Source organism: Microbacterium testaceum (genome assembly GCF_020781835.1).
GTDB classification, from domain to species: domain Bacteria; phylum Actinomycetota; class Actinomycetes; order Actinomycetales; family Microbacteriaceae; genus Microbacterium; species Microbacterium testaceum_H.
Genome location: NZ_JAJGNJ010000008.1, coordinates 108,223 through 131,389, shown reverse-complemented (window position 1 = coordinate 131,389; position 23,167 = coordinate 108,223). Strand labels below are relative to the sequence as shown.

The following is a 23,167-nucleotide window of genomic DNA, read 5'->3' as shown; positions in this document are numbered from 1 at the left end:
TCTCGAGGTTACCCGTGGCCAAGTCCCCTGCCCCCGTCCCCAACGACACCCCCGTCGCGCCGGATGTCACCGCTGCGGGCAAGGGCCGGGCGACGCCGTCCCGGGCCGAGCAGGAGGCAGCGCGCAAGCGACCCCTCGTGCCCGACACGAAGGAGGCCAAGGCCCGCGCGCGCGCCGAGCTCGCGGCGCAGCGCGAGAAGGCGCGCGTCGGCATGGCCGCCGGAGATGAGCGCTATCTCCCGGTACGAGACAAAGGTCCGCAGCGCCGGTTCGCGCGCGACTTCGTCGACGCGGGATGGCATCTCGGTGAGGGCGTCATGCCTTTCATGATCCTCGTGATCGTCATGACCCTCGTACCGAACGGCTTCTTCCAGTACTGGTCGTTCGTGGCGCTGTGGATCTTCATCCTCTTCGTCATCGGCGACATGATCATCACCTCGATCCGCGTCAAGCGCGCCGCGAAGGCGAAGTTCGGCGACGGCAAGGTCGAGAAGGGCCTCGGCTGGTACGCCGCGATGCGTACCGTGCAGATGCGGTTCATGCGCCTGCCCAAGCCACAGGTCAAGCGCGGTCAACACCCCGCGTGATCCGCTCCCGCTCCGACGGCGGCGTGTCCTTCGGGACGCGCCGCCGTCGCTTTGTCGGCGGAGACCGTATCAGGAACGCGCAGCGAGACAGCGATTGATCTGCCGCGCCCACAGCGGCCCGCGGTACAGGAAGGCGGTGTAGCCCTGCACGAGCGTGGCGCCGTGCGCGAGCCGCTCGCGCACGTCGTCGGCGGTCTCCACTCCCCCGGCCGAGATGACGGCGAAGTCCGCAGGGACGGCGGCACGCACGAGGTCGAGCACCTGGAGCGCACGCCGCTTCAGCGGCGCACCAGAGAGACCGCCGGCACCCGCGGCCTCGACGGTTGCGGTCGACGTGCGCAATCCCTCGCGTGCGATCGTGGTGTTGGTGGCGATGATGCCCGCGAGTCCGACGTCGACGGCGAGTCGGGCGATGTCCCCCACCTCGTCGTCGGCGAGATCGGGCGCGATCTTCACCAGCAGCGGTGTCGTCCCCGCGGCCTCGCGCACGGCGGTGAGGAGCGGACGCAGAGTCTCCACGGCTTGTAGGCCTCGGAGACCCGGCGTGTTCGGCGACGATACGTTCACGACGAGATAGTCGGCCAGGGGGGCCAGCAGCCGCGCACTGCGGACATAATCGGTCGTCGCGTCCTCGACGGCCACCGCCCGGCTCTTGCCGATGTTGACTCCCACGACAGGACGACGGCGGGAGCGGCGCAGCGCACGGAGCCGGCGCGCGGCGACCTCGGCACCGTTGTTGTTGAACCCCATCCGATTGATCACCGCACGGTCGGCCACCAGGCGGAACAGCCGCGGCTTCGGATTGCCCGGCTGCGGCAGCGCCGTGACCGTCCCCACCTCGACATGCCCGAAGCCGAGGGCCCCGAGGCCCCGCACCATCGTGACGTTCTTGTCGAATCCCGCGGCGACGCCGAACGGTGAGTCGAAGGTCAGGCCGAGCGCCTGCACCCTCGACGACGGGGCCGGCGCGGTCGCCGCCCGGACCACGGATGCCACCGGACCCACGCCCGCGACACGGATGACGAGGGCGCCCAGATGATGAGCGAACTCGGGATCGAGGCGACTCAGGACCGAGCGGAAGAGAAGGGGATACATCTCGGCCAGGCTACTGGACGTCGTCGATCCCGACGGGCGCGGCCGCCTCCCGCGCGGCGTGGTCGGCGCGCAGTTGCGCGATCGCCGCGTCGAAGTCATCGAGCGACTCGAAGGCCTGGTAGACGCTCGCGAATCTCAGGTACGCCACCTCGTCGAGCTCGCGCAACGGCCCCAGGATCGACAGGCCGATCTCGTTGGCCTCGATCTGCGACGAGCCCGTCTGCCGGATCGTCTCCTCGACCTGCTGCGCGAGCATCGCCAGATCGGCATCCGTCACCGGGCGCCCTTGACAGGCCTTCCGCACGCCCGACATGACCTTCTCGCGGCTGAACGGTTCGACGACACCGGAACGCTTGATGACGTTCAGGCTCGCCGTCTCCACGGTCGAGAACCGTCCGCCGCACTTCGGGCACTGACGGCGGCGCCGGATGCTGAGCCCGTCATCGCTCGTGCGGGAGTCGATGACGCGCGAGTCGGGGTTGCGGCAGAACGGACAATGCATGGAAGACCCCGATCAGTCGGCGAAGCGCGCCGTGACGGCCTCACCGTGGGCAGGCAGGGCCTCGGCCTCGGCGAGCGTGACGATGGACGCGTGCACCGCGGCGAGAGCGTCGCGGTCGTACTCGACGACCTGCTGCGGGCGCAGGAACGTCGCGGCCGACAGTCCGGCGGAGTACCGCGCCTGCCCGCCGGTGGGCAGGACGTGGTTGCTGCCGGCGAGGTAGTCGCCGAGACTGACCGGCGTGTACGGACCGACGAACACCGCTCCGGCGTTGACGTAGTCCTCCGGCCGGGGATCGGCGAGGTGGAGCTCGAGGTGCTCGGGCGCATAGGCGTTGCTGAACGCCGTGGCCTGCCCGATGTCGTCGACCAGCACGATCGCGGACTGCGGCCCGGCGAACGCGGCACGCACGCGCTCCGAGTGCCGCGTCGCGGCGACGCGCGGCTCGAGCGCTTCTCGGACGGCGTCGGCCAGATCGGGGGCATCGGTGACGAGGACGGCTGAGGCCTGCTCGTCGTGCTCGGCCTGACTGACGAGGTCGGCCGCGACCAGCGCCGCGTCGGCGGTGGCGTCGGCGACGACGAGGATCTCGGTCGCCCCGGCTTCCGAGTCGGTGCCGACGCGACCGGCGACCGCGCGTTTGGCGGACGCGACGAAGTTGTTGCCCGGCCCGGTGACGACGTCGACCGGGTGGAGGCCGAGCGAGGGGACACCGGACGCGAAGGCGCCGATGGCCCCGGCCCCGCCCATCGCGTACACCTCGGTCACCCCCAGCAGCCTCGCGGCGGCGAGGATGACGGGGTGCACACGTCCACCGAAGTCGGCCTGCGGAGGCGAGGCCAGCGCGACCTCGCGTACCCCCGCGACCTGCGCCGGGACGACGTTCATCACGACGCTCGAGGGGTAGACGGCCTTGCCGCCCGGCACGTACAGACCGACCCTGCGGACCGGCTGCCACCGCTGCGTGACTCGCGCACCGGGACCGAGCTCGGTCACCGCCGGTGCGGGCACCTGAGCGGCCGAAGCGATCCGTACGCGTCGAATGGCCTCGTCCAGCGCGGCGCGGATGCCGGGATCGAGGTCGGCGAGAGCCTCGTCGAGGTGGGCGGCGGGGACCGCGATGGCGTGATCGCTCACGCGGTCGAACGTCGCCGCCTGCTCGCGCAGCGCCTCTTCGCCCCGCCGGGCGACGTCGTCGACGATGCGTGCGGCGGTGGCCAGCGCCTCGTCGCGGGCCGCATCGGCCCGGGGCACGACAGCGAGGAATTCGGCCGGCGAGAGCACGCGGCCGCGCAGATCGATGGTGCGGAGCATTCCTCCAGGCTACCGGTCGGCGGTGAGCCGCCCACCGCGGGGCGGGCGGCTCACGGGCGGCGTTCAGCCGCGCGTCACTCCGTCGATGTCGTGCAGGTAGCCGATGCGGCCGTCGTCGTGTCGGATGACGAAGGTCTCGCCGCGGTCCTCGATCACGAGCGCCCACGCGGTCGGTCCGATCCGGAAGATCGGTGTGCCGTAGTCATCGACGACATCGCGCTCGGTGGGCGCGAGCGCCCAGAAGGCCTGGGGGTGCGGGTGACGCGGTGCCTCGTGCTCCGCCGTGGAGTCCGCGAATGCCGTGCCGCCGCCGGCGGCGATCACGTCGGTGTCGTGCGTGTCGCCGTGGGCCGGGAGGACCGAGGTGACCGGCTCCGCGTGTGCGGAGTGAGGCAGATCGGTGGAACCGGTGTAGCTGCCGGGGACCGAGCCGTGCTCCGCGGTCGCAGCGTGGTCGTTCTCGTGCTCGTGGGCCGCCGCCGCCGCAGCCGGCGCGGTCCGCACCGGACGGGGACGTGCCGGACGCGGGACGACGGCGCGCACCGGCCGCGCATTGCGGTGGGCGGGGGCCTCGGGCCGACCCTGGAAGTCCTGCTCGAAGGGCGGGATGATCGGCGCGAACACCGTCAGGACGACGTCCGCGAGCGCCAGCAACGCTCCGACCCAGACGACCCACGTCCGCGTCCAGATCCCGGTCTCTGCCGCCACCGACACGGTGTCCCACACCCACGAGACCCACACCAGAGCGGACACGGAGAACGCCACCGACGCGAACTGGTCGATGCCGAGCGATCCGACCCGGCGGATACCCTGCGGGGACAGGCGGCGGAGTGCGAGCAGACCGACAGCGACGGTGGGCAAGGCGACGGTCGGGATCCACCAGAGCCCCGAGAGCCAGACGTTGGTGCCGCCCCCGAGCACGCGCACGTTGGCGGGCAGGTTGTTCAGTGGGAAGAAGGACACCAGGAAGGTCACCGCCCAGATGCCGAGCAACGCGACCTCGCGAACCGAGAACGGTCCGACGCCGTACTGCGGGGCGTCGACGTCGCGGGGCGACGCGTCCTCCGCGGCGCGGTCGCGCAGTTCGGGCAGTTCGGTGTGCGTCGATCGACGCGCATTGACGTGGGACCGGGCATCGATGTGCTGTCCCGAGGCGACGGCGTCGTCTGCGTCGCGGTCGAGTTCGCCGCTGTCCGCGGTCGAGCGCGCACCGTGCTGGTCCGTGGCGACATCCCGGTCGTCCGCGGACGCGGGCGCGTCCGTCCGCCGGGCGGAGTCGTCGCCCGCCGCCGGGTCAGCGCTTCGCGTGGTCGGGTCGTCGTAGCGATCGGTCACGATGGTCCTTTCGTTCGGGCGCCGCGGCGCCCGTCATCACTGTGAGACTGCCGCGTCGCCTCGGGGTGCGCCCCGGGTTGACAACGCGTCCCTGAGCTCAGCCCAGGCAGTTGGGGCCGAGGAGTCCCTTGAGCTCTCCGAACAGATCAGCGGTCACCCGCACAGGCATAGGCACCTCGAAGACCTTGGCGGTCCCTCCTTTGTGCAACTTGAGAGTCACCTCCGTGTCGCCCGCATGACGCCGGAGCATCTGGGCGAGCTCGCCTACGAGTGTCTCGTTCGCCCGCTGCTCCGGAACGACGAGCGTCAGACCGCTGAGCGCGTCGAATCCCTCGAGGTCGGGGGCGAACGCGGACTGGGCGTGCAGGTTGAGGCCGTCGTCTCGCCGCGACACGCGACCGCGCACGACGAGGATGGAGTCGGCCTGCAGCACCGGCGCGAACTCGGCGTATGTCTTGCCCATGAACATCACGGTCACCTCGCCGTTGAAATCCTCGACGGTGACCATGCCGTACGGGTTTCCGCTCTGCTTGGCGACCCGGTGCTGCACGCTGGTGAGGAGCCCTGCCACCGTCACCTGGTCGCCGTCCTGCACGTCGTCGGAGGCGAGCAGGTCGTGGATCGACGTGGACGCGTGCTTGGCCAGTGGCACTTCGAGCCCCGCCAGCGGGTGGTCGGAGACGTAGAGGCCCAGCATCTCGCGTTCGAACGCGAGCTTGTCCTTCTTCGTCCACTCGGGGCGTTCGGGCACCTTCGCCACCTGCTGGGGCTCGTCCCACAGCGAGTCGAAGTCGAACCCCACCTCGCCGTTGGCCTCGCGACGCTTGTCGAGGACGGCGCCCTCGCACGCGTCCTCATGGATCTCCACGAGGGCGCGCCGCGTCGAGCCCAGGGAGTCGAAGGCCCCGGCCTTGATCAGGGATTCGACCGTGCGCTTGTTCGCGACGTGCAGCGGAACCTTGGAGAGGAAGTCGTGGAACGAGGTGTATTTGGCATCCTGACGGGCGGCCACGATCCCGTCGACGACGTTGGTGCCGACGTTGCGGACCGCCCCGAGACCGAAGCGGATGTCCTCGCCGACGGCCGCGAAGAACCGGATCGACTCGTTCACGTCGGGCGGCAGCACCCGGATGCCCATCCGGCGGCACTCGTTGAGGTACACCGCCATCTTGTCTTTCGAGTCGCCGACGCTCGTGAGCAGCGCCGCCATGTACTCGGCGGGATAGTGGGCCTTCAGGTAGGCCGTCCAGTAGGAGACGAGCCCGTACGCGGCGGTGTGCGCCTTGTTGAACGCGTAGTCGGCGAAGGACTCCAGGACCTTCCACAGCGTCTGCTGGGCCTCGTCGGAGAATCCGCGCTCTGTCATACCGCCGAAGAAGATCTCCTTCTGCTTGTCGAGCTCGGACTTCTTCTTCTTGCCCATGGCGCGACGCAGCAGGTCGGCCTGGCCGAGCGTGTAGCCGGCCACGCGCTGGGCAACGGCCATGACCTGCTCCTGGTAGACGATCAGGCCGTACGTGGTGTCGAGGATGTCGGCCAGCGGCTCCTCGAGCTCGGGATGGATCGGCTCGATCTCCTGCTGCTTGTTCTTGCGCAGGGCGTAGTTGATGTGCGAGTTCACGCCCATCGGCCCGGGGCGGTAGAGGGCGAGCACCGCCGAGATGTCCTCGAAGTTGTCGGGGCGCATGAGGCGCAGCAGCGAACGCATCGGTCCGCCGTCGAGCTGGAAGACGCCCAGGGTGTCTCCGCGGGACAGCAGCTCGTACGAGGCCGCGTCGTCGAGCGCGAGGTCTTCCAGGACCAGCGGGTGGCCGCGGTTGGCCTCGATGTTGTCGAGGGCGTCGTTGATGATCGTGAGGTTGCGCAGCCCGAGGAAGTCCATCTTGATCAAGCCGAGGGACTCGCAGGCGGGGTAGTCGAACTGCGTGACGATCTGGCCGTCCTGCTCGCGCCGCATGATCGGGATGATGTCGATCAGCGGTTCGCTGGACATGATGACGCCGGCGGCGTGCACGCCCCACTGGCGCTTGAGGTTCTCGAGCCCGAGCGCGGTGTCGAACACCGTCTTGGCCTCGGGGTCGGTCTCGATCAGCGTGCGGAATTCGCTCGCCTCCTTGTACCGCGGGTGCTCGGGGTTGAACATGCCGTCCAGCGGCATGTCCTTGCCCATGACCGCGGGGGGCATGGCCTTGGTGAGCTTCTCGCCCATGCTGAAGGGGAAACCCAGGACGCGGCCGGCGTCCTTCAGGGCCTGCTTCGCCTTGATCGTGCCGTACGTGACGATCTGCGCCACGCGCTCATCGCCGTACTTCTCCGTGACGTACTGGATGACCTCGCCGCGACGACGATCGTCGAAGTCGACGTCGAAGTCGGGCATCGAGACGCGGTCGGGGTTGAGGAAGCGCTCGAAGATCAGACCGTGCTGCAGGGGGTCGAGGTCGGTGATCTTCATCGCGTAAGCCACCATCGAGCCCGCACCGGAGCCGCGCCCGGGGCCGACCCGGATGCCGTGGTCCTTGGCCCAGTTGATGAAGTCCGCGACCACCAGGAAGTAGCCCGGGAACCCCATCTGCAGGATCACGCCGGTCTCGTACTCGGCCTGCTTCCGGACCGCGTCGGGGATGCCGTCGGGGTAGCGATCGCGCAGACCGTTCTCGACCTCCTTGACCAGCCAGCTGTCTTCGGTCTCTCCCGGGGGGACGGGGAAGCGCGGCATGTAGTTGGCGGAGGTGTTGAACTCCACCTCGCACCGCTCGGCGATCAGCAGCGTGTTGTCGCACGCCTCGGGGTGGTCGCGGAACACCTGCCGCATCTCGGCGGCCGACTTGACGTAGTAGCCGTCGCCGTCGAACTTGAAGCGCTTGGGGTCGTCGAGGGTCGATCCGGACTGGACGCACAGGAGTGCGGCGTGACTGGTCGCGTCATGTTGGTGGGTGTAATGCAGGTCGTTGGTCGCGACCAGCGGGATGTCGAGCTCTTTGGCGATCCGCAGCAGATCGGTCATGACCCGTCGCTCGATCGACAGACCGTGGTCCATGATCTCGGCGAAGTAGTTCTCTTTGCCGAAGATGTCCTGGAACTCCGCCGCCGCGGCCTTGGCCGCGTCGTACTGGCCGAGGCGGAGGCGGGTCTGCACCTCGCCGGACGGGCAGCCCGTCGTGGCGATGAGCCCCTTGCCGTACTTCTCGAGCAACTCGCGGTCCATGCGGGGCTTGAAGTAATACCCCTCCATGCTCGCCTTGGACGACAGGCGGAAGAGGTTGTGCATGCCCTCCGTGGTCTGCGAGAGCAGGGTCATGTGGGTGTAGGCACCGGCACCTGACACGTCGTCATCGCTCTGCTCGGGAGTGCCCCAGCGCACGCGCGACTTGTCGGATCGATGGGTCCCGGGCGTGACGTAGGCCTCGATGCCGATGATCGGTTTGATCCCGGCATCCTTCGCCGTCTTGTAGAACTCGAAGGCGGCGAAGGTGTTGCCGTGATCGGTGACCGCGATCGCCGGCATGCCCAGTTTGACCGCCTCCTGCACCATCGGACCGATGCGCGCGGCGCCGTCGAGCATCGAGTACTCGCTGTGCACGTGAAGGTGAACGAAGGAGTCTGCTGCCACCCGTCGAGTGTACGTTCCTCCCCCGACATCGACCTGGGTTAGCGTGGGCGCGTGCCGACTCCCGACTTCGTCCTGGAACTGCGCCGCCACGTCGGCACCAGCCCGCTCCCCCTCGTCGGGGTGACCGCCGTCATCGTCCGCGGCGACGACCTGCTCCTGGGGCGCCGGAGCGACAACGGTCACCTCACCCCGATCACGGGCATCGTCGACCCGGGCGAGGAACCGGCGGATGCCGCCGTCCGCGAGGCCGAGGAGGAGGCGGGGGTGCGCATCCGCGTCGAGCGCCTCGCGTGGGTGCATCAGATCCCCCGCGTCACCTACGCCAACGGCGACCAGAGCGACTACCTCGATCTGACCTTCGCGTGCGCGTGGGTCGACGGCGACCCGGAGCCGGTCGACGGCGAGATGACCGAGGTCGGGTGGCATCCGATCTCCGCGGTCGATCAGACCCTGGATGCCGATATGGCGGCGCGGGTGCGCGCGGCCCTCACCGAGGGACCGACGAGGTTCGAAGGCGGCCGCTGAGAGGACGTGCGCGGGGGTCAGACGCCGTCGCGCAGCACGTCGAGCGCGTGCTGCAGGTCGGGCGGGTAGGGCGACTCGAAGCTGGCCCACTCCCCCGTCGCCGGATGCGCGAAGGCGAGGCGGTGGGCGTGCAGCCACTGGCGCGTGAGCCCGAGACGCGCGGAGAGCGTGGGGTCGGCGCCGTACAGCGGATCCCCCGCGCACGGATGCCGGTGCGCGGCCATGTGGACGCGGATCTGATGCGTCCGGCCCGTCTCGAGATGGATCTCCAGCAGCGACGCCCGGGGGAACGCCTCGAGGGTCTCGTAGTGCGTCACCGAGTCCTTGCCGTCCGGAGTGACGGCGAACTTCCACGAGTGGTGGGGATGCCGCCCGATCGGCGCGTCGATCGTCCCGGCGAGCGGATCGGGGTGCCCCTGGACCACGGCGTGGTACACCTTGTCGACCGTGCGGTCCTTGAACGCCGCCTTGAGCAAGGTGTACGCCCGCTCCGTCTTGGCCACGACCATGAGCCCGCTCGTGCCGACGTCGAGGCGATGCACGATCCCCCGGCGCTCGGCCGCACCGCTCGTCGCGATGCGGAAGCCTGCGGCCGCGAGGGCGCCCAGCACCGTGGGACCTTCCCACCCCACCGACGGGTGCGCGGCGACACCGGCCGGCTTGTCGACCACGACGATGTCGTCGTCGTCCCACACGATCCCGAGGTCGGGCACCGCGACCGGAACCACCTCCGGGTCGCGCTTGGGCTCCCACTCGACGCTGAGCCACGTCCCCGCGCGCAGACGATCTGAACGCCCGACCGTGCGACCGTCGACGGTCACGCCCCCGGCATCGGCCACCTCGGCGGCGAAGGTACGCGAGAAGCCGAGCATCTTGGCCAGGGCCTGATCGACGCGTGCGCCCTCGAGCCCGTCGGGAACGGGCAGACTGCGGGAGTCCATGTCAGCGGCTACCCGGCTCGCCGGAGGTCTCGACCGGGTCGTTCGACGTCGCGGCCGCGCGGGAGGCACGCGTCTCGCGCGTCCCGTCGAGCCGGAGGCCGACGAGGACGAGGAGGGCGACGGAGATCATCATCGACACGATGAAGATGTCCGCCACGTTGTAGATCGCGGGCATCATCCACGGTGTCGAGATGAAGTCCACGACGTGCCCCACGGGGAATCCGGGCGCGCGGAGGAGTCGGTCGGTGAGGTTGCCGAGGACGCCGCCCAGGAGCAGCCCGAGCACGACGGCCCAGAGGCGCGAGCGCACGCGGGTGACCGCGAGGTACACGATGATGCCGGCCACGGCCGCGAGGGCGATGGTGAAGATCCAGGTGACGCCCTCACCGAGCGAGAACGCCGCTCCCGGGTTACGGACGAGATAGAACTGCAGGGCCTCGCCGATCACCGGCACGACGCGCTCCGGGGGGAGGCTGTCGATGGCGATCGTCTTGGCCAACTGGTCGGCGGCCAGCACCATCGCCGCGAGGATCGCGACGAGGGCGCCGGCCGCCGCCGAACGCAGAGGAGACCGACTGCGCAAAGAGTCGGCCTACAGACCGATCGCCGAGACGGGCGTCGAGCCCGACGACGAACCGGCGGTGTCGAGGTCGCGGAGCTGACCCTCGATGTAGGAACGCAGCTGCGAGCGGTAGTCGCGCTCGAAGTTGCGCAACTCGGTGATGCGGCCTTCGAGCGTGGTGCGCTCCTTCTCGAGTCGGGCACGCTCCTCGCGGCCCTGCTTTTCGGCCTCGGCGACGATCGACGCCGCCTGGGCCTGGGCCTCGGAGATGAGCTGGTCGCGCTGGGCCTTGCCCTCGGCCACGTGCTCGTCGTGCAGGCGCTGAGCCAGCTCGATGATGCCGGCGCTCTGCGCCGCAGGTGCCGCATCGGTCTCGGCGGGGGCCGGGGCGGGAGCGGCGGCCGGCACCTCGGCGACGACGGGCTCCGGGGCCTCGGAGGTCTCGGACGTCTCGGCGGCAGGGGCCTCGCCGGACTCGTAGGCGGCGAGCTTGGCCTTCAGCTCTTCGTTCTCGGCGATCGTCTTGCGCCATTCGACGACGATCTCGTCGAGGAAGTCGTCGACCTCGTCCGGGTCGAAGCCCTCCTTGAAGCGCACGTGCTGGAACTGCTTGGTGACGACGTCATCGGGGGTCAGTGCCATGGTGTTTCCTCTTTCGAGAGCTCTGAATGGGAACTGGGGGGTGTCGCACCGGGGCACACCGCTTCGGAACAGCATAGCCGCCGCCCTTCTCCGGTGTCGAAGGGCGGCGGCGAGACGAGGGTCACAGGGCCGCGAGCGACCGCGTGACGCTGAGGAGCAGGAAGCACGCGAACATCGTGATCGCGAAGGCGAAATCGATCGCGATCCCCCCGATCCGCAGGGGCGGAATCACCCGCCGGAGGAGGCGGATCGGCGGATCCGTGACCGTGTAGACGATCTCGGCCACGACCAGCATGGCGCCGCGCGGACGCCATTCACGGTTGAACATCGGGATGTACTCGAGGACCAACCGCGCCAACAGCAGGACGATGTAGATGAACAGAAGCGCGCTGAGGATGGAGCCGACCAGGCTCAGGACGGCCACGATCGATTACTGGGCTGCGAAGGGCGCGGCCTCGGGATCGGCCTGCGCGATCGCACCGTCGCCGGAGACGGCGATGTTCTCGGGCGAGAGCAGGAAGACCTTGCTCGTGACCCGCTCGATGCGGCCGTAGAGACCGAGCGACAGACCGCTCGCGAAATCGATCAAGCGGCGCGCGTCGGCGTCGCTCATCTGCGACAGGTTGATGATGACCGGGATCCCCTCGCGGAAATTCTCGGCGATCGTCTGCGCGTCGCGGTACTGCTTGGGGTGCACCGTGAGGATCTCGCTCACGGGACCGGCGGCGGGCTGACGCACCACGGCCGGACGGTGCAGCGGGGTCACCGGAGCGGCCTTCTCGACCGGCGCAGGCTGCACGGACTGCTTGCGCGCGACCGGCTGCGGGGCGGTCTCCTCATAGGTCTCCTCCTCGTCGGCGAGGCCCAGGTACACCATCGTCTTCTTGAGCGGGTTCGACATCGCATCCTCCGTTCGCTCGTCTGTTTCGAGGCTAGTCGCGCGAGGGGCGCGGACCCGTGATTGCGGAGCCGATCCGCAGGTGTGTCGCGCCCATGGCGATCGCCTCGGGGAAATCGCCTGTCATCCCGGCGGAGATCCAGGTCGCGTCCGGCACGACGCGCCGTGCCACGTCGGCGCAGCCGCGCAGGCGTTCGAAGGCGCGCGCGGGCTCTTCGTCGAGCGGGGCCACAGCCATGACCCCGCGCACTCGCAGCGCGTCGAGCCCGTGCACGTGCGTCGCCAGGGCTTCGACGTCGGCGGGCGAGACACCGCCGCGGCCGGGGTCGTCCGTCAGATTCACCTGGAGGAGCACGTCGAGCACGTCGCCCGCTCCGGCGGCGTTCAGAGCGTCGGCGATGCGCGGTCGATCGACGGAGTGGACGACGTCGGATGCCGCGCGCACGGGCCGGGCCTTGTTCGTCTGCGCCTGGCCGATGAAGTGCCAACGCATCCCCTCCGGGGAGCCGAGCTCCGCGCGCTTGGCCGTGAGCTCCTGCTGGCGGTTCTCGCCGACGTCGCGCACGCCGAGCGAATAGAGGTCGGTGATGAGCGAGACCGGGTGGAACTTGGTCACCACGATGCGGGTGATATCGGCGGGATCGCGACCCGCGCGGCGGGCGGCGTCGGCGATGCGGGCGTCGACGGCGGCGAGGCGGTCGGCGAGGGGGGCATCCATGCTTCTCTCCTTCGACGACGCAGCGGGCCCGGTGGAGACCCGGACCCGCTGCGTCAGTCGTTCGTGCTCACTTGAGGAAGTCGGGCACGTCCAGGTCGTCGTCGGCGAAGCCGGAGTCGTAGGACGTGTCGGGGACGCGCGCGGCGACGGGCGCCTGCTCAGGCGTCCGCTCCGACGTCTGCGCCTTCTGCTCCTCGGCGGCGTCGAGGTCGCGCGCGACGTCGTCGGCGGGGATCGCCGGCACCGCCGGGGCGGCCACCGGGCGCTGGGCGCCGACGGGGTCGATCCGCAGCGAGGGCTCTCCCCCGTCGAAACCGGCCGCGATGACCGTGACACGCACCTCGTCGCCGAGGGTGTCGTCGATGACGGTTCCGAAGATGATGTTGGCCTCGGGGTGCGCGGCTTCCTTCACCAACTGGGCCGCATCGTTGATCTCGAAGATGCCGAGGTTCGACCCGCCCTGGATCGACAGCAGGACACCGTGGGCGCCCTCGATGGAGGCTTCGAGGAGCGGCGATTCGACGGCCAGTTCGGCGGCCTTGATCGCGCGATCGGCACCGCGCGCCGATCCGATGCCCATGAGCGCGGAACCCGCGCCCTGCATGACCGACTTGACGTCGGCGAAGTCGAGGTTGATCAGACCCGGGGTCGTGATGAGGTCGGTGATGCCCTGCACACCGGCGAGCAGCACCTGATCGGCCGTGGCGAAGGCCTCGATCATCGAGATGCCACGGTCGCTGATCTCGAGCAGACGGTCGTTCGGCACCACGATGAGGGTGTCGACCTCTTCCTTCAGGCGCGAGACGCCGCCCTCGGCCTGGCTCTGGCGGCGACGACCCTCGAATGAGAACGGCTTGGTGACGACACCGATGGTCAGTGCGCCGATCGACTTGGCGATCTTGGCCACGACGGGTGCGCCGCCGGTACCCGTTCCGCCACCCTCACCCGCGGTGACGAAGACCATGTCGGCGCCGCGCAGCGCCTCCTCGATCTCCTCGGCGTGGTCCTCGGCGGCACGACGGCCCACCTCGGGATCCGCACCGGCCCCGAGGCCGCGCGTCAACTCGCGTCCGACGTCGAGCTTGACGTCGGCGTCGCTCATCAGCAGCGCCTGGGCGTCGGTGTTGATCGCGATGAACTCCACGCCGCGCAGGCCCAGCTCGATCATGCGGTTGACGGCGTTGACGCCGCCTCCGCCCACACCGACGACCTTGATGACGGCGAGGTAGTTCTGGTTCTGGCTCATGCCGGCCTCCGTTATCCCCGAACCTGAAACTCTAAACCTCATGTTGAGGGTTAAAGAATTGCCCGGTATGCAATTCCTTAGCTCGAAGGTAGGCGGACCCACCCACGACACCGGCCCGACACGCGGCGTGTCGGATTATCGCGGCGCGGATCAGCGGATGACGCCCGCCTCGGGCGAGGTGACGTCGTACTCGCGGGTGCGGTCGGGCGGGCTCTTCTGCATCAGGAGGTCCAGAACGCGCGCCTTCTCGACCGACCGGTCCGCACTCCCCCACACCACCCGGGTCCCGGTCGCGCCGAGCGTCAGCGTGACATCGTCCGGCGTGGACGCCGAGACGCCCGTGACCTGGGCCCGGATGCCATCCGGCAAGGCGCGCACGACGCGACCGACCGCGCGGAACGCGTCGGAATCGGTGCCGTCGGCGACCTCGATCACCGGCTGCCCGCCCGGAGCGGTGGGGGTCGTCGACAGCACGACGCCGGCCGCGTCCACGAGGGTGAACCCGGCCGGCGTCTCGATCACCCCGACCGGTGTGCGCTCGACGACCCGCACGACGAGATCGTGGGGCGGGCGGGCTTCCAACGTGTACGACTCGACGAGCGGGAATCGCACGAGCGCGGCCTTGACCGCGCTGTCGTCGACCAGCGCGAGCGGCGTGCCCACCTGACCGCTCAGCGCATCCGCGACCGCCGCGGCATCCAGCTGCGTCGTCCCCACGACCTCGACGCGCTCCACGGCGAAGAGCGGACTGTAGGCGGCGCCCGCCGTACCGAGCACCATCACCACGAAGGCGATGCCGACACCGATCCACATGCGGCGGCGCCGGCGCTGCCGGACGGTGAAGCGGCGCACCTCGGCGCGCAGCGCGCGGCGGCGCGCCCGGGACGCGCGCCACACGTCGCGCAACCCCAGATCGGCGTCCGGCGCCGTCGCGGCGGGCTCCGCGGCGGAGGGAAGCGGCAGGGGGACGACCTCGGCGTCGTGGACGCGCGCGGAGCCGGATCCCTCGCCCCGTTCGTCAGCGCCCCGCGGCGCGCCGGACGGCGACCCCGGGGCCGGGGGCAGGGGCGAGGGCCGACGCACGGCTCAGACCGCCGCGGCCTCGGTGCGGGAGAGCGCCTCGAGCACCTGCGGGATGATCTGATACACGTTGCCGCAGCCGAGGGTGATGACGTAGTCGCCGGGCCGGGCGATGCGGGCGGTGTAATCGGCGGCGCTCTGCCAGTCCGGCACGTAGTGCACATGGGACTGGTCGGCGAAGGCGTTGCTCACCAGCTCGCCCGTGACGCCGGGAACCGGATCCTCCCGCGCGCCGTAGACGTCGAGCATCACCGTGTGGTCGGCCAGGGCCTCGAGGACCTCGGCGAACTCGCGGTACATCTCCTGCGTGCGGGAGTAGGTGTGCGGCTGCTGGATCGCGATGATCCGCCCCTCGCCCACGACCGTGCGCGCCGCCGACAGCGCCGCGGCGACCTCGGTCGGATGGTGGGCGTAGTCGTCGTAGACGCTCACTCCGCGCTCGACGCCGTGCAGCTCGAAGCGCCGCACCGTGCCGCCGAACCCCTCGACCGCGCGGGCCGCCTCGGCGAGCCCGAACCCGAGGACGCGCAGCACAGCCACCGCTCCCGCCGCGTTCACGGCATTGTGGGCGCCGGGCACGCGCAGCCGCACATCGACGCTCTCGCCCCCCGCGGTCAGGGTGAAAGCGACCGGACCGTCGGTGCGCACATCGGTCAGACGCACGTCGGCGGCGGCATCCTCGCCGAAGGTCACGACGTTCGCGTGCGTCAGACGCGCCGTCACGGCGCGGGCGCCGGGGTCGTCGGCCGAGACCACCACGGCCTCGCGGGCCGCGTCGGCGAACCGAGCGAAGGCGGCGTCGAACGCCTCGCGCGAGCCGTAGTGGTCGAGGTGATCGGGGTCGACGTTCGTGATGAGGGCGACCGAGGTGTCATAGAGCAGGAACGTGCCGTCGGACTCGTCGGCCTCGATGACGAACAGATCGTCCGAGCCCGTGCCGCTGGAGGCGCCGAGGTCGGCGATGACACCGCCGTTGACGAAGGTCGGGTCGGCCTCGAGGGCCCGCAGCGCGGTCACGATCATGCCGGTCGAGGTGGTCTTGCCGTGTGCACCCGCGACGGACACGAGCCGCCGGCCGCCGATGAGCCAGTGCAGCGCCTGCGAGCGGTGGATCACGTGCAGGCCGCGCTCCTTGGCCGTGACGAACTCCGGGTTCTCCGGCCAGATGGCGCCGGTGTGGACGACCGTGTCGGCGTCACCGAGATGGGCCGCGTCGTGACCCACGTGGACCGTGGCTCCGCGCGCAGCGAGGTCGCGCAGCGCCGCGCTGTCGGCACGGTCGGAGCCGGACACCCGGATGCCGCGGTCGAGGAACATGCGCGCGAGTCCGGACATGCCCGAGCCGCCCACGCCGATGAAGTGCGCGGAGGTGATGGTCTCGGGGATGGGGAGGCTCAGGTCGGGTCTGATCATGACCTTGCGATCCTACGTCGCCCGGCCGACAGCCCGCCCCCGGCGCGCCCGTGCGGTCCGCCGCGCGGACGCGCCCGTGCCGTCCTGCGGACCCGGTCGGCGACACGCCGGGTCACGACACCGCGATACGGCGTGCCGCCGGAGACGTCCGCCGGACGGGCCGCCAGGCGCCGCGGCAGCGGTCGGCCGCTCAGCGCGCGAGCGCCGCGTCGAGGAGGCCGATGACGTTCTCGGTGCCGGCGCGCGTGCCGGTTCGCGCGGCGGCGGCGCGCATGAGCTCCCGCGCCTGGGCGTCGCGCAGCAGAGGGACGATCTCGGCCCGCACGCGGTCGGCGGTGAACTCCGCGTCGGCGATGAGGCGCGCTGCCCCCGCCCGCACGGCCGCGGCCGCGTTGAGGCTCTGCTCGCCGTTGCCGACCGCATAGGGCACGTACACCGCGGGGATGCCGAGGGCACTGATCTCGCTCACCGTCGCCGCGCCCGAGCGCGACACGATGAAGTCGGCCAGCGCGAAGGCGAGGTCCATGCGGTCGACGTACCTCACCAACGCGTACCCGGGCACGCCGGGGTCGGCGAGGTCGGACTTCTCGCCGGTCACGTGGAGCAGCTGCCAACCGGCCCCGAGGACGTCCTGCCACGCGCCGCCGAACGCTTCGTTCAGGCGCTGCGCCCCGAGCGAACCGCCGAAGACGAGGAGCGTGGGGGTCGTGGCATCCAGTCCGAAGTGCGCGGCCGCCTCGGAGCGCAGCGCCGCGCGGTCGAGGTCGACGATCTCACGGCGCAACGGCATGCCCACGACCTGCGCACCGCGCAGCGGCGTGCCCTCGAACGCCACGCCGACCCCGGCGGCCGCACGGGCACCCAGAACGTTCGCGAGCCCCGGCCGGGCGTTGGCCTCGTGCACGACGAACGGGACACGTTCCCATCGCGCCGCGACGTACGCCGGCGCCGAGGCGTATCCGCCGAAGCCGACCACCGCGTCCACACCGCGCTCGCGGATGACCCGACGCACCTGACCGATGGCGCGACGGAAGCGAGACGGGAACGCCGCCGCCGCGCGGTCGGGCCGCCGCGGGAACGGCACCTTGTCGACGAAGAGCAGCTCGTACCCGCGCAGCGGGACGAGCCGGGACTCCAGCCCCTCGCGCGTGCCGAGCACGAGCACCTCGTCGTCGGCGTTGCGCGCGCGGAGACCGTCAGCGACGGCGAGCAGGGGGTTCACGTGTCCGGCGGTCCCGCCGCCGGCCAGAAGCGTGGTCGTCACCCCTCGACCCTAACCAGAGCGACGGAACCCCGGATGCCACCGTGCCGGCACAGGCAGCGCCGGATCACGCGAACGGGACGAAACCACCACCCGCGACGGCGCGCGGACGCGGACCTCAGCGGAGTCGACGGGCGGGGGTCCGGGCGGGTGCCGCAGCCACAGCTCGGCGATCGGGCAGCGTCCGTGCGCACGAGAGCAGGACCCCGCACGCGATGAGCACCGACAGCAACGACGTGCCGCCCTGCGACATGAACGGCAGCGGAACGCCCAGGACGGGGAAGATGCGCAGCACGACGCCGATGTTCACCAGGGCTTGGCCGACGATCCACAGCGTGATCGCGCCGGCGACGATGCGCACGAAGGCATCGTCGGTGCGACGGATGATGTGGAACGCGCCGACGGCGAACAGGGCGAACAGGACCAGCACCACGAGGCATCCGATGAGCCCCAGCTCCTCCCCGATGATGGCGAAGATGTAGTCGTTGGCCGCGGCGGGGAGCCAGTCGTACTTCTCCTTGGAGTTGCCGAGCCCGAGGCCCAGCACTCCCCCGCTGGCCAGCCCCCACACGCCGTGCAGCGACTGGTAGCAGGAGGTGTAGTAGCACGACGCGTCGTCGGGGTCGAACAGGCTCGCGATGCGGGCCATGCGGTTCTCGCTGCCGAAAGCCGAGACGAGCACGACCGCGAGCGAGAGCACCGCGGGCACGATGAACATGCGCAGCTTGATCCCCGCGAAGAACAGCGCCCCGAGCACCACGAGCACGAGGATCATGACCGTTCCGAGGTCGCGTCCGCCGAGGACCGTGCCGATCACGAGTACGGCGACGGGGACGACGGGGATGAACACGTGCTTCCACGACGTCAGGAGGCGCCGTTTGCGGTAGAGCACCGCCGCCATCCACAGCGCCAGTGCGAGCTTGAGGAACTCGGCCGGCTGGAACTGGAACCCGGCGATCTGCACCCAGTTGCGGTTTCCGTAGGACTCGATGCCGAGGCCCGGGACGTAGACCAGCAGCTGGAACAGGGTCGCGAAGACGAGCACCGGCCACGCGATGCCCTTCCAGAACTGCATGGGCGCGCGGCTGAGGACGAACATCAGCGGGATGCCGACGACGGCGAAGATGCCCTGCTTGAGCACGTGATCGAACGGGTTCTGTCCGCCGTCGAGAGCCGAGGTCGCTGACAGCACCATCACGAGCCCGAAGCCGGTGAGCAGCAGCGCCGCCGATGCGATGAGCAGGAACTCGCTCGGCACGGGCTGGAAGGCGCGACCGAGCGAGACGCGAGCGGCCAGTCCCGAGCGTGCGGGTTCGTCCTCGGGGGCCTGTCGGGGCGGGGGTGCGGTGGTGGTCACGCGGTGTTCCCCCTAATCGTGCGGTCGGGCCGTTCCGTCGTCGTGACCGGCGATCCACGCCCGCACCGCGTCGGCGAATCGCTCACCGCGGTCGGAGTAGGAGGCGAACTGATCGAACGACGCCGCCGCGGGCGCCAGGAGCACGGTGTCTCCGTCCCGGGCCACGTCGGCCGCCAGTTCGACGACCCGTGCCATGACGTCTTCAGTCTCGGTGTGGTCGACCTCGAAGAGCGGAACCGCCGGGGCGTGTCGCTCGAACGCCGCGACGATCTCGCCGCGCTCGGTACCGATGACGATGGCCGCGCGGGTCGCGGCGCCGCGCGTGCGCACGAGGTCGTTGACGTCGACGCCCTTGAGGAGCCCGCCGACCACCCACACCGCGCCCGGATAGGCCGCCAGCGACGATCCCGCGGCATGGGGGTTCGTGGCCTTGGAGTCGTCGACCCAGGTGACGCCGCGGTGCGCGGCGACGACCTGGATCCGATGCGGGTCGAGACGGAACCGGTCGAGGGCGTCGTGGATGTCGGCCGGCGACACGCCGAGGGATCGCGCCAGGGCGCTCGCGGCGAGGATGTTCGACACGACGTGGGGAGCCGCCAGTCCGCGCTCGGCGAGATCGGCGACCGTGGTGAGCTCGAGAGCCGAGGTGGCGCGCTCCTCGAGGAATGCGCGGTCCACCAGGATGCCGTCCACGACACCGAGGTCGCTCGGCCCGGGGACGCCGAGGTCGAAGCCGATGGCGCGGGCTCCCTCGACGACCTCGGCCTCCTCGACCATCTCGCGTGTGACGGCATCGGCCTTGTTGTAGACACACGCGACGCGCGTCCGGGTGTACACGCCGGCCTTGGCGTCGCGGTACGCGGCCGGGCTGCCGTGCCACTCGAGGTGGTCGTCGGCGAGGTTCAGACACACGGCGGCGTGCGGGGACAGCGCATCGTCGCCGGTCTGCAGGTTGAGGTACCACAGCTGATGGCTGGAGAGCTCGACGACCAGGGCGTCGAAGCCGCTCGGATCGCGCACCGCGTCCAGCACCGGCGTGCCGATGTTGCCGACCGGCACCGCGCGCAGTCCGCCGGCGACGAGCATCTCGGCGGTCAGTCGCGTGGTCGTGGTCTTGCCGTTGGTCCCCGTGATGAGGACCCAATCGGCGGGCCGTCCGTCGGGGCGTACGACCTTGTCGCGCACGCGCCACGCCAGCTCGACGTCGCCCCACAGCGGGATGCCGGTGCGCTGCGTCCAGGTGATGAGCGGGTGCGAGGGAGGGAACCCGGGAGAGGCGATCACGACGTCGGGAGCGAAGTCCACGAGCACGTCGGGCACGGCGTCGAGCGGACCGACGTGAAGCTCGGCACCGATCACCGGAAGCAGACGGGCATACTCGGGGTCGGCCTTCTCGGTCACCACGAGGACCTCGACGCCGAGCTCGGCGAGGGTGTCCGCGACCGAGAACCCGGTCATGGACAGACCAAGCACCGCGACCTTGAGACCGTTCCAGTCGGCGTACCAGCTGTTCAGGGATGCCACCCGTTCCGCGCTCATACGCGCGCCAGCCATTCGACGTAGAAGAAGCCCACGCCCGAGACGGCGAGCAGGCCGGCGATGATCCACATGCGCACGACGATCGTCACCTCGGGCCACCCGCGCATCTCGAGGTGGTGATGCAGGGGGCTCATGAGGAACAGACGCTTCCCGCGGGTGATCTTGAAGTAGATGCGCTGAAGGATCACCGAGCCCGAGGCGATGACGTAGACGCCGGCGATGAGGACGAGCAGCAGCTCGGTGCGCGTGAGGATCGCCATCGCCGCGATGACCCCGCCGATCGCCATCGATCCGCAGTCGCCCATGAAGACCTTCGCCTTCGGCGCGTTCCACCACAGGAACCCGACGAGCGCACCGACGAACGAGGCCGACACGATCGCGAGGTCGAACGGGTCGCGGACGGCGTAGCACCCGGCCTGCACCGAGGGGTCGAGCACATCGGCGCACATCTGCTTGTTCTGCCAGAAGGCCATGAGGCTGTAAGCACCGACGACGAAGATCCCCGATCCGGCGGCCAGGCCGTCCAGACCGTCGGCGACGTTGACCGAGTTGGATGCCGCGGTGCCGATGAGCGAGATCCACGCGAGGTACAGCAGCCAGCCGAGGATCGGGCCCAGCGCGAACAGCGACAGCACCTGGATGTCGCGGAAGACGGAGATGTATTCCGACGCCGGGGTCTGGTCGACGGCGTTGGGGAAGTTCAGGGCGACGATCGCGAACGGCACCGTCACGATCACCTGTCCGGCGATCTTGCGCCACCCCGACAGGCCCAGGCTGTTCTGGAACCGGACCTTCATGTAGTCGTCGATGAAGCCGACCACGCCGAAGCCCAGCATCAGCCAGAGCACGAGCAGTCCCGACACGGTCGGCGGGTTGTTGCCCGCGTACGCCCCGATGAAGTACCCGATGATCGTGCCGAGGATGAAGATCGTGCCGCCCATCGTGGGCGTGCCGCGCTTGGCCCCGTGCGAGGGGTTGTGCACGTTCTCGGGCGTGCGGATGACCTGTCCCCAGCCCCACTTCCGGAAGCCCCGTAGGAACACCGGAGTGAGGAACAGTGTGAAGGCCAGAGAGATCCCCGCGGATGTCAGAAGTGATCTCACGCGAACGATTCTCCCAGACGGTCGCCGAGGAACCGCAGCCCGGCGGAGTTGGACGACTTCACCAGCACGCGATCGCCGTCGCGCAGCTCGCCGAGGAGGTAGTCGTAGGCCGAATCGGCATCCGGGAAGAACACGGCCTCGCCGTCCCACGACCCCTGGGCGATGGCCTCGAGGTACATGCGGCGAGCCTCCTGGCCGATCACCACGATGCGCTGGATGCGCAGGCGCACCGCGAGCAGGCCCACGCGATCGTGCTCCTCGTCGGCGTATTCGCCGAGCTCGCTCATCGCCCCGAGCACCGCGACCGTGCGCTCCCCGGGGCCGGTGATCTGCGCGAGCGTGCGGAGGGCGGCGGCCATGGAGTCGGGGCTGGCGTTGTACGCGTCGTTGATGATCCGCACCCGCTCCGATCCGAGGGGCTGCATGCGCCATCGCTCGGCCAGCTCGACGGTCGACAGGCGTGCGATGGCATCGGCCGCCGACACCCCCAGCGCCGTGGCCGCCGCGATCGCGGCGAGGGCGTTCATCACATGGTGCTCGCCGAGGACTCGCAGCTCGAGCGTGTGCTCCTCGCCGTCGACGACCAGCTGGGCTCGGGTTCCGGATGCCGACACCTCGACGTCGACGGCGCGCACGTCCGCGCGCTCACCGCGTCCGAACCAGCGGACCTGCTGGTTCCGTTCGCGGGCGATCGGTTCCATGGCCGCCACGCGCGGGTCGTCGGCGTTGAGCACCGCGAGACCGCCCTCGCGGGTGGCGCGCACGAGCTCGCTCTTGGCGTGGAAAGTCGACTCGATGCCGCCGAAGCCTCCCGCGTGGGCCATGCCGACCATCAGCACGACGCCGATGTCGGGGGTCACCAGGCCGGCGAGACGGGCGATGGCGCCGGGCGCGCTGGCACCGAACTCGCTCACGAGGAACCGGGTGTCCTCGGTCACCCGCAGCATCGTCAGCGGCGCGCCGACCTCGTTGTTGAACGAGGCGCGCGGGGCGACGGTGAGACCTTCGTCCGCGAGGATGCGCGCGAGGAGGTTCTTGGTCGTGGTCTTGCCGTTGGAGCCGGTGATGCCGACGATGCGCAGGTCGCCCGCGGCGCGCACGCGCGCGACCACGTCCCGCGCCAGCTCGCCGAGGGCGGTGACGACGTCGGCGACCACGACCTGGCTGACCGGCTGGTCGAGTTCGCGCTCGACCAGGGCGAGGGCCGCTCCGCGTTCGATCGCGGCCGGTACGAACAGGTGTCCGTCGGTGGTCTCACCGGGCTTGGCGACGAAGACGCCGCCGGGCTCGATGAGCCGAGAGTCGGTGTCGACGAGCCCGGAGACGGTGGTTTCGGGGGTGTCGTCGCCGTGCAGCACGAGGCGACCGCCGAGCACGGAGGCGATGTGGGAGAGGCTGGTGGGGATCATTGCTGTGTACGGACGCCCTTTCCGTTTCGG

General features: G+C 70.3%; 21 protein-coding genes. 2 read left to right on the top strand and 19 right to left on the bottom strand.

What is annotated here, in order from left to right:
* The first annotated feature begins 14 nt into the window (after positions 1 to 14).
* Positions 15 to 587: a DUF3043 domain-containing protein gene (locus LL239_RS12865; protein ID WP_228163836.1), complete on the top strand. Its 573-nt coding sequence runs from the start codon at positions 15 to 17 to the stop codon at positions 585 to 587.
* Between the two features lie 69 nt (positions 588 to 656).
* Here LL239_RS12865 and LL239_RS12860 read toward each other — a convergent pair whose 3' ends face one another.
* The 5 genes from LL239_RS12860 to dnaE all read right to left on the bottom strand — a co-directional run bounded on the left by LL239_RS12860 (position 657) and on the right by dnaE (position 8,395).
* On the bottom strand, positions 657 to 1,682 hold the full coding sequence (locus LL239_RS12860; RefSeq protein WP_228163835.1) for a quinone-dependent dihydroorotate dehydrogenase: 1,026 nt from the start codon (positions 1,680 to 1,682) through the stop codon (positions 657 to 659).
* A 10-nt stretch (positions 1,683 to 1,692) separates the two neighbouring features.
* On the bottom strand, positions 1,693 to 2,184 hold the full coding sequence (gene nrdR / locus LL239_RS12855) for a transcriptional regulator NrdR (protein WP_228163834.1): 492 nt from the start codon (positions 2,182 to 2,184) through the stop codon (positions 1,693 to 1,695).
* A 12-nt stretch (positions 2,185 to 2,196) separates the two neighbouring features.
* Complete coding sequence (gene hisD / locus LL239_RS12850) at positions 2,197 to 3,498, bottom strand: histidinol dehydrogenase (protein ID WP_228163833.1); 1,302 nt, start codon at positions 3,496 to 3,498, stop codon at positions 2,197 to 2,199.
* A gap of 63 nt (positions 3,499 to 3,561) precedes the next feature.
* Positions 3,562 to 4,833, bottom strand: coding sequence for a hypothetical protein (locus LL239_RS12845; protein ID WP_228163832.1), 1,272 nt, complete (start codon positions 4,831 to 4,833; stop codon positions 3,562 to 3,564).
* Between the two features lie 97 nt (positions 4,834 to 4,930).
* Positions 4,931 to 8,395 (bottom strand): DNA polymerase III subunit alpha, encoded by a 3,465-nt coding sequence (dnaE, locus tag LL239_RS12840; RefSeq protein WP_374197637.1) that lies wholly within the window; start codon positions 8,393 to 8,395, stop codon positions 4,931 to 4,933.
* 99 nt (positions 8,396 to 8,494) lie between these two features.
* Here dnaE and LL239_RS12835 point away from each other — a divergent pair, with 99 nt between their 5' ends.
* Positions 8,495 to 8,968, top strand: coding sequence for an NUDIX domain-containing protein (locus tag LL239_RS12835; protein WP_228163830.1), 474 nt, complete (start codon positions 8,495 to 8,497; stop codon positions 8,966 to 8,968).
* A 17-nt stretch (positions 8,969 to 8,985) separates the two neighbouring features.
* Here LL239_RS12835 and LL239_RS12830 read toward each other — a convergent pair whose 3' ends face one another.
* From LL239_RS12830 to LL239_RS12765, 14 genes are all read right to left on the bottom strand, one after another.
* Entirely contained in the window at positions 8,986 to 9,909 is a 924-nt protein-coding gene (locus LL239_RS12830) for an RluA family pseudouridine synthase (protein ID WP_228163829.1), read from the bottom strand.
* A gap of 1 nt (position 9,910) precedes the next feature.
* Positions 9,911 to 10,492, bottom strand: coding sequence for a signal peptidase II (gene lspA / locus LL239_RS12825; RefSeq protein ID WP_374197634.1), 582 nt, complete (start codon positions 10,490 to 10,492; stop codon positions 9,911 to 9,913).
* A gap of 9 nt (positions 10,493 to 10,501) precedes the next feature.
* Positions 10,502 to 11,113, bottom strand: coding sequence for a DivIVA domain-containing protein (locus LL239_RS12820; protein ID WP_228163828.1), 612 nt, complete (start codon positions 11,111 to 11,113; stop codon positions 10,502 to 10,504).
* A 121-nt stretch (positions 11,114 to 11,234) separates the two neighbouring features.
* On the bottom strand, positions 11,235 to 11,537 hold the full coding sequence (locus LL239_RS12815; protein WP_022877736.1) for a YggT family protein: 303 nt from the start codon (positions 11,535 to 11,537) through the stop codon (positions 11,235 to 11,237).
* A 6-nt stretch (positions 11,538 to 11,543) separates the two neighbouring features.
* Positions 11,544 to 12,014, bottom strand: coding sequence for a cell division protein SepF (locus LL239_RS12810; RefSeq protein WP_228163827.1), 471 nt, complete (start codon positions 12,012 to 12,014; stop codon positions 11,544 to 11,546).
* A 31-nt stretch (positions 12,015 to 12,045) separates the two neighbouring features.
* Positions 12,046 to 12,729 carry a YggS family pyridoxal phosphate-dependent enzyme gene (locus LL239_RS12805; RefSeq protein ID WP_228163826.1) on the bottom strand — a complete coding sequence of 228 codons (684 nt, stop codon included), beginning with the start codon at positions 12,727 to 12,729 and terminating at the stop codon, positions 12,046 to 12,048.
* A 67-nt stretch (positions 12,730 to 12,796) separates the two neighbouring features.
* Positions 12,797 to 13,975 carry a cell division protein FtsZ gene (gene ftsZ / locus LL239_RS12800; protein WP_228163825.1) on the bottom strand — a complete coding sequence of 393 codons (1,179 nt, stop codon included), beginning with the start codon at positions 13,973 to 13,975 and terminating at the stop codon, positions 12,797 to 12,799.
* Between the two features lie 150 nt (positions 13,976 to 14,125).
* Complete coding sequence (locus LL239_RS12795; protein ID WP_228163824.1) at positions 14,126 to 15,058, bottom strand: FtsQ-type POTRA domain-containing protein; 933 nt, start codon at positions 15,056 to 15,058, stop codon at positions 14,126 to 14,128.
* 3 nt (positions 15,059 to 15,061) lie between these two features.
* Complete coding sequence (gene murC, locus LL239_RS12790) at positions 15,062 to 16,468, bottom strand: UDP-N-acetylmuramate--L-alanine ligase (protein WP_228163823.1); 1,407 nt, start codon at positions 16,466 to 16,468, stop codon at positions 15,062 to 15,064.
* A 190-nt stretch (positions 16,469 to 16,658) separates the two neighbouring features.
* Positions 16,659 to 17,732, bottom strand: a complete 1,074-nt coding sequence (locus LL239_RS12785) for a UDP-N-acetylglucosamine--N-acetylmuramyl-(pentapeptide) pyrophosphoryl-undecaprenol N-acetylglucosamine transferase (RefSeq protein WP_228163822.1) — start codon at positions 17,730 to 17,732, stop codon at positions 16,659 to 16,661.
* Positions 17,733 to 17,847: 115 nt separating this feature from the next.
* Complete coding sequence (gene ftsW / locus LL239_RS12780) at positions 17,848 to 19,086, bottom strand: putative lipid II flippase FtsW (protein WP_228163821.1); 1,239 nt, start codon at positions 19,084 to 19,086, stop codon at positions 17,848 to 17,850.
* A gap of 12 nt (positions 19,087 to 19,098) precedes the next feature.
* Complete coding sequence (gene murD, locus LL239_RS12775) at positions 19,099 to 20,625, bottom strand: UDP-N-acetylmuramoyl-L-alanine--D-glutamate ligase (RefSeq protein WP_228163820.1); 1,527 nt, start codon at positions 20,623 to 20,625, stop codon at positions 19,099 to 19,101.
* A complete protein-coding gene (gene mraY, locus LL239_RS12770) occupies positions 20,622 to 21,728 on the bottom strand; it encodes a phospho-N-acetylmuramoyl-pentapeptide-transferase (RefSeq protein ID WP_228163819.1) in 1,107 nt (368 codons plus the stop codon). Before mraY ends, murD begins: the two co-directional genes overlap by 4 nt.
* The gene (locus tag LL239_RS12765) at positions 21,725 to 23,137 is read right to left on the bottom strand and encodes a UDP-N-acetylmuramoyl-tripeptide--D-alanyl-D-alanine ligase (RefSeq protein ID WP_228163818.1); all 1,413 of its coding nucleotides are present in this window, start codon (positions 23,135 to 23,137) and stop codon (positions 21,725 to 21,727) included. The genes mraY and LL239_RS12765 overlap by 4 nt, the downstream gene beginning before the upstream one ends.
* Positions 23,138 to 23,167 lie beyond the last annotated feature (30 nt).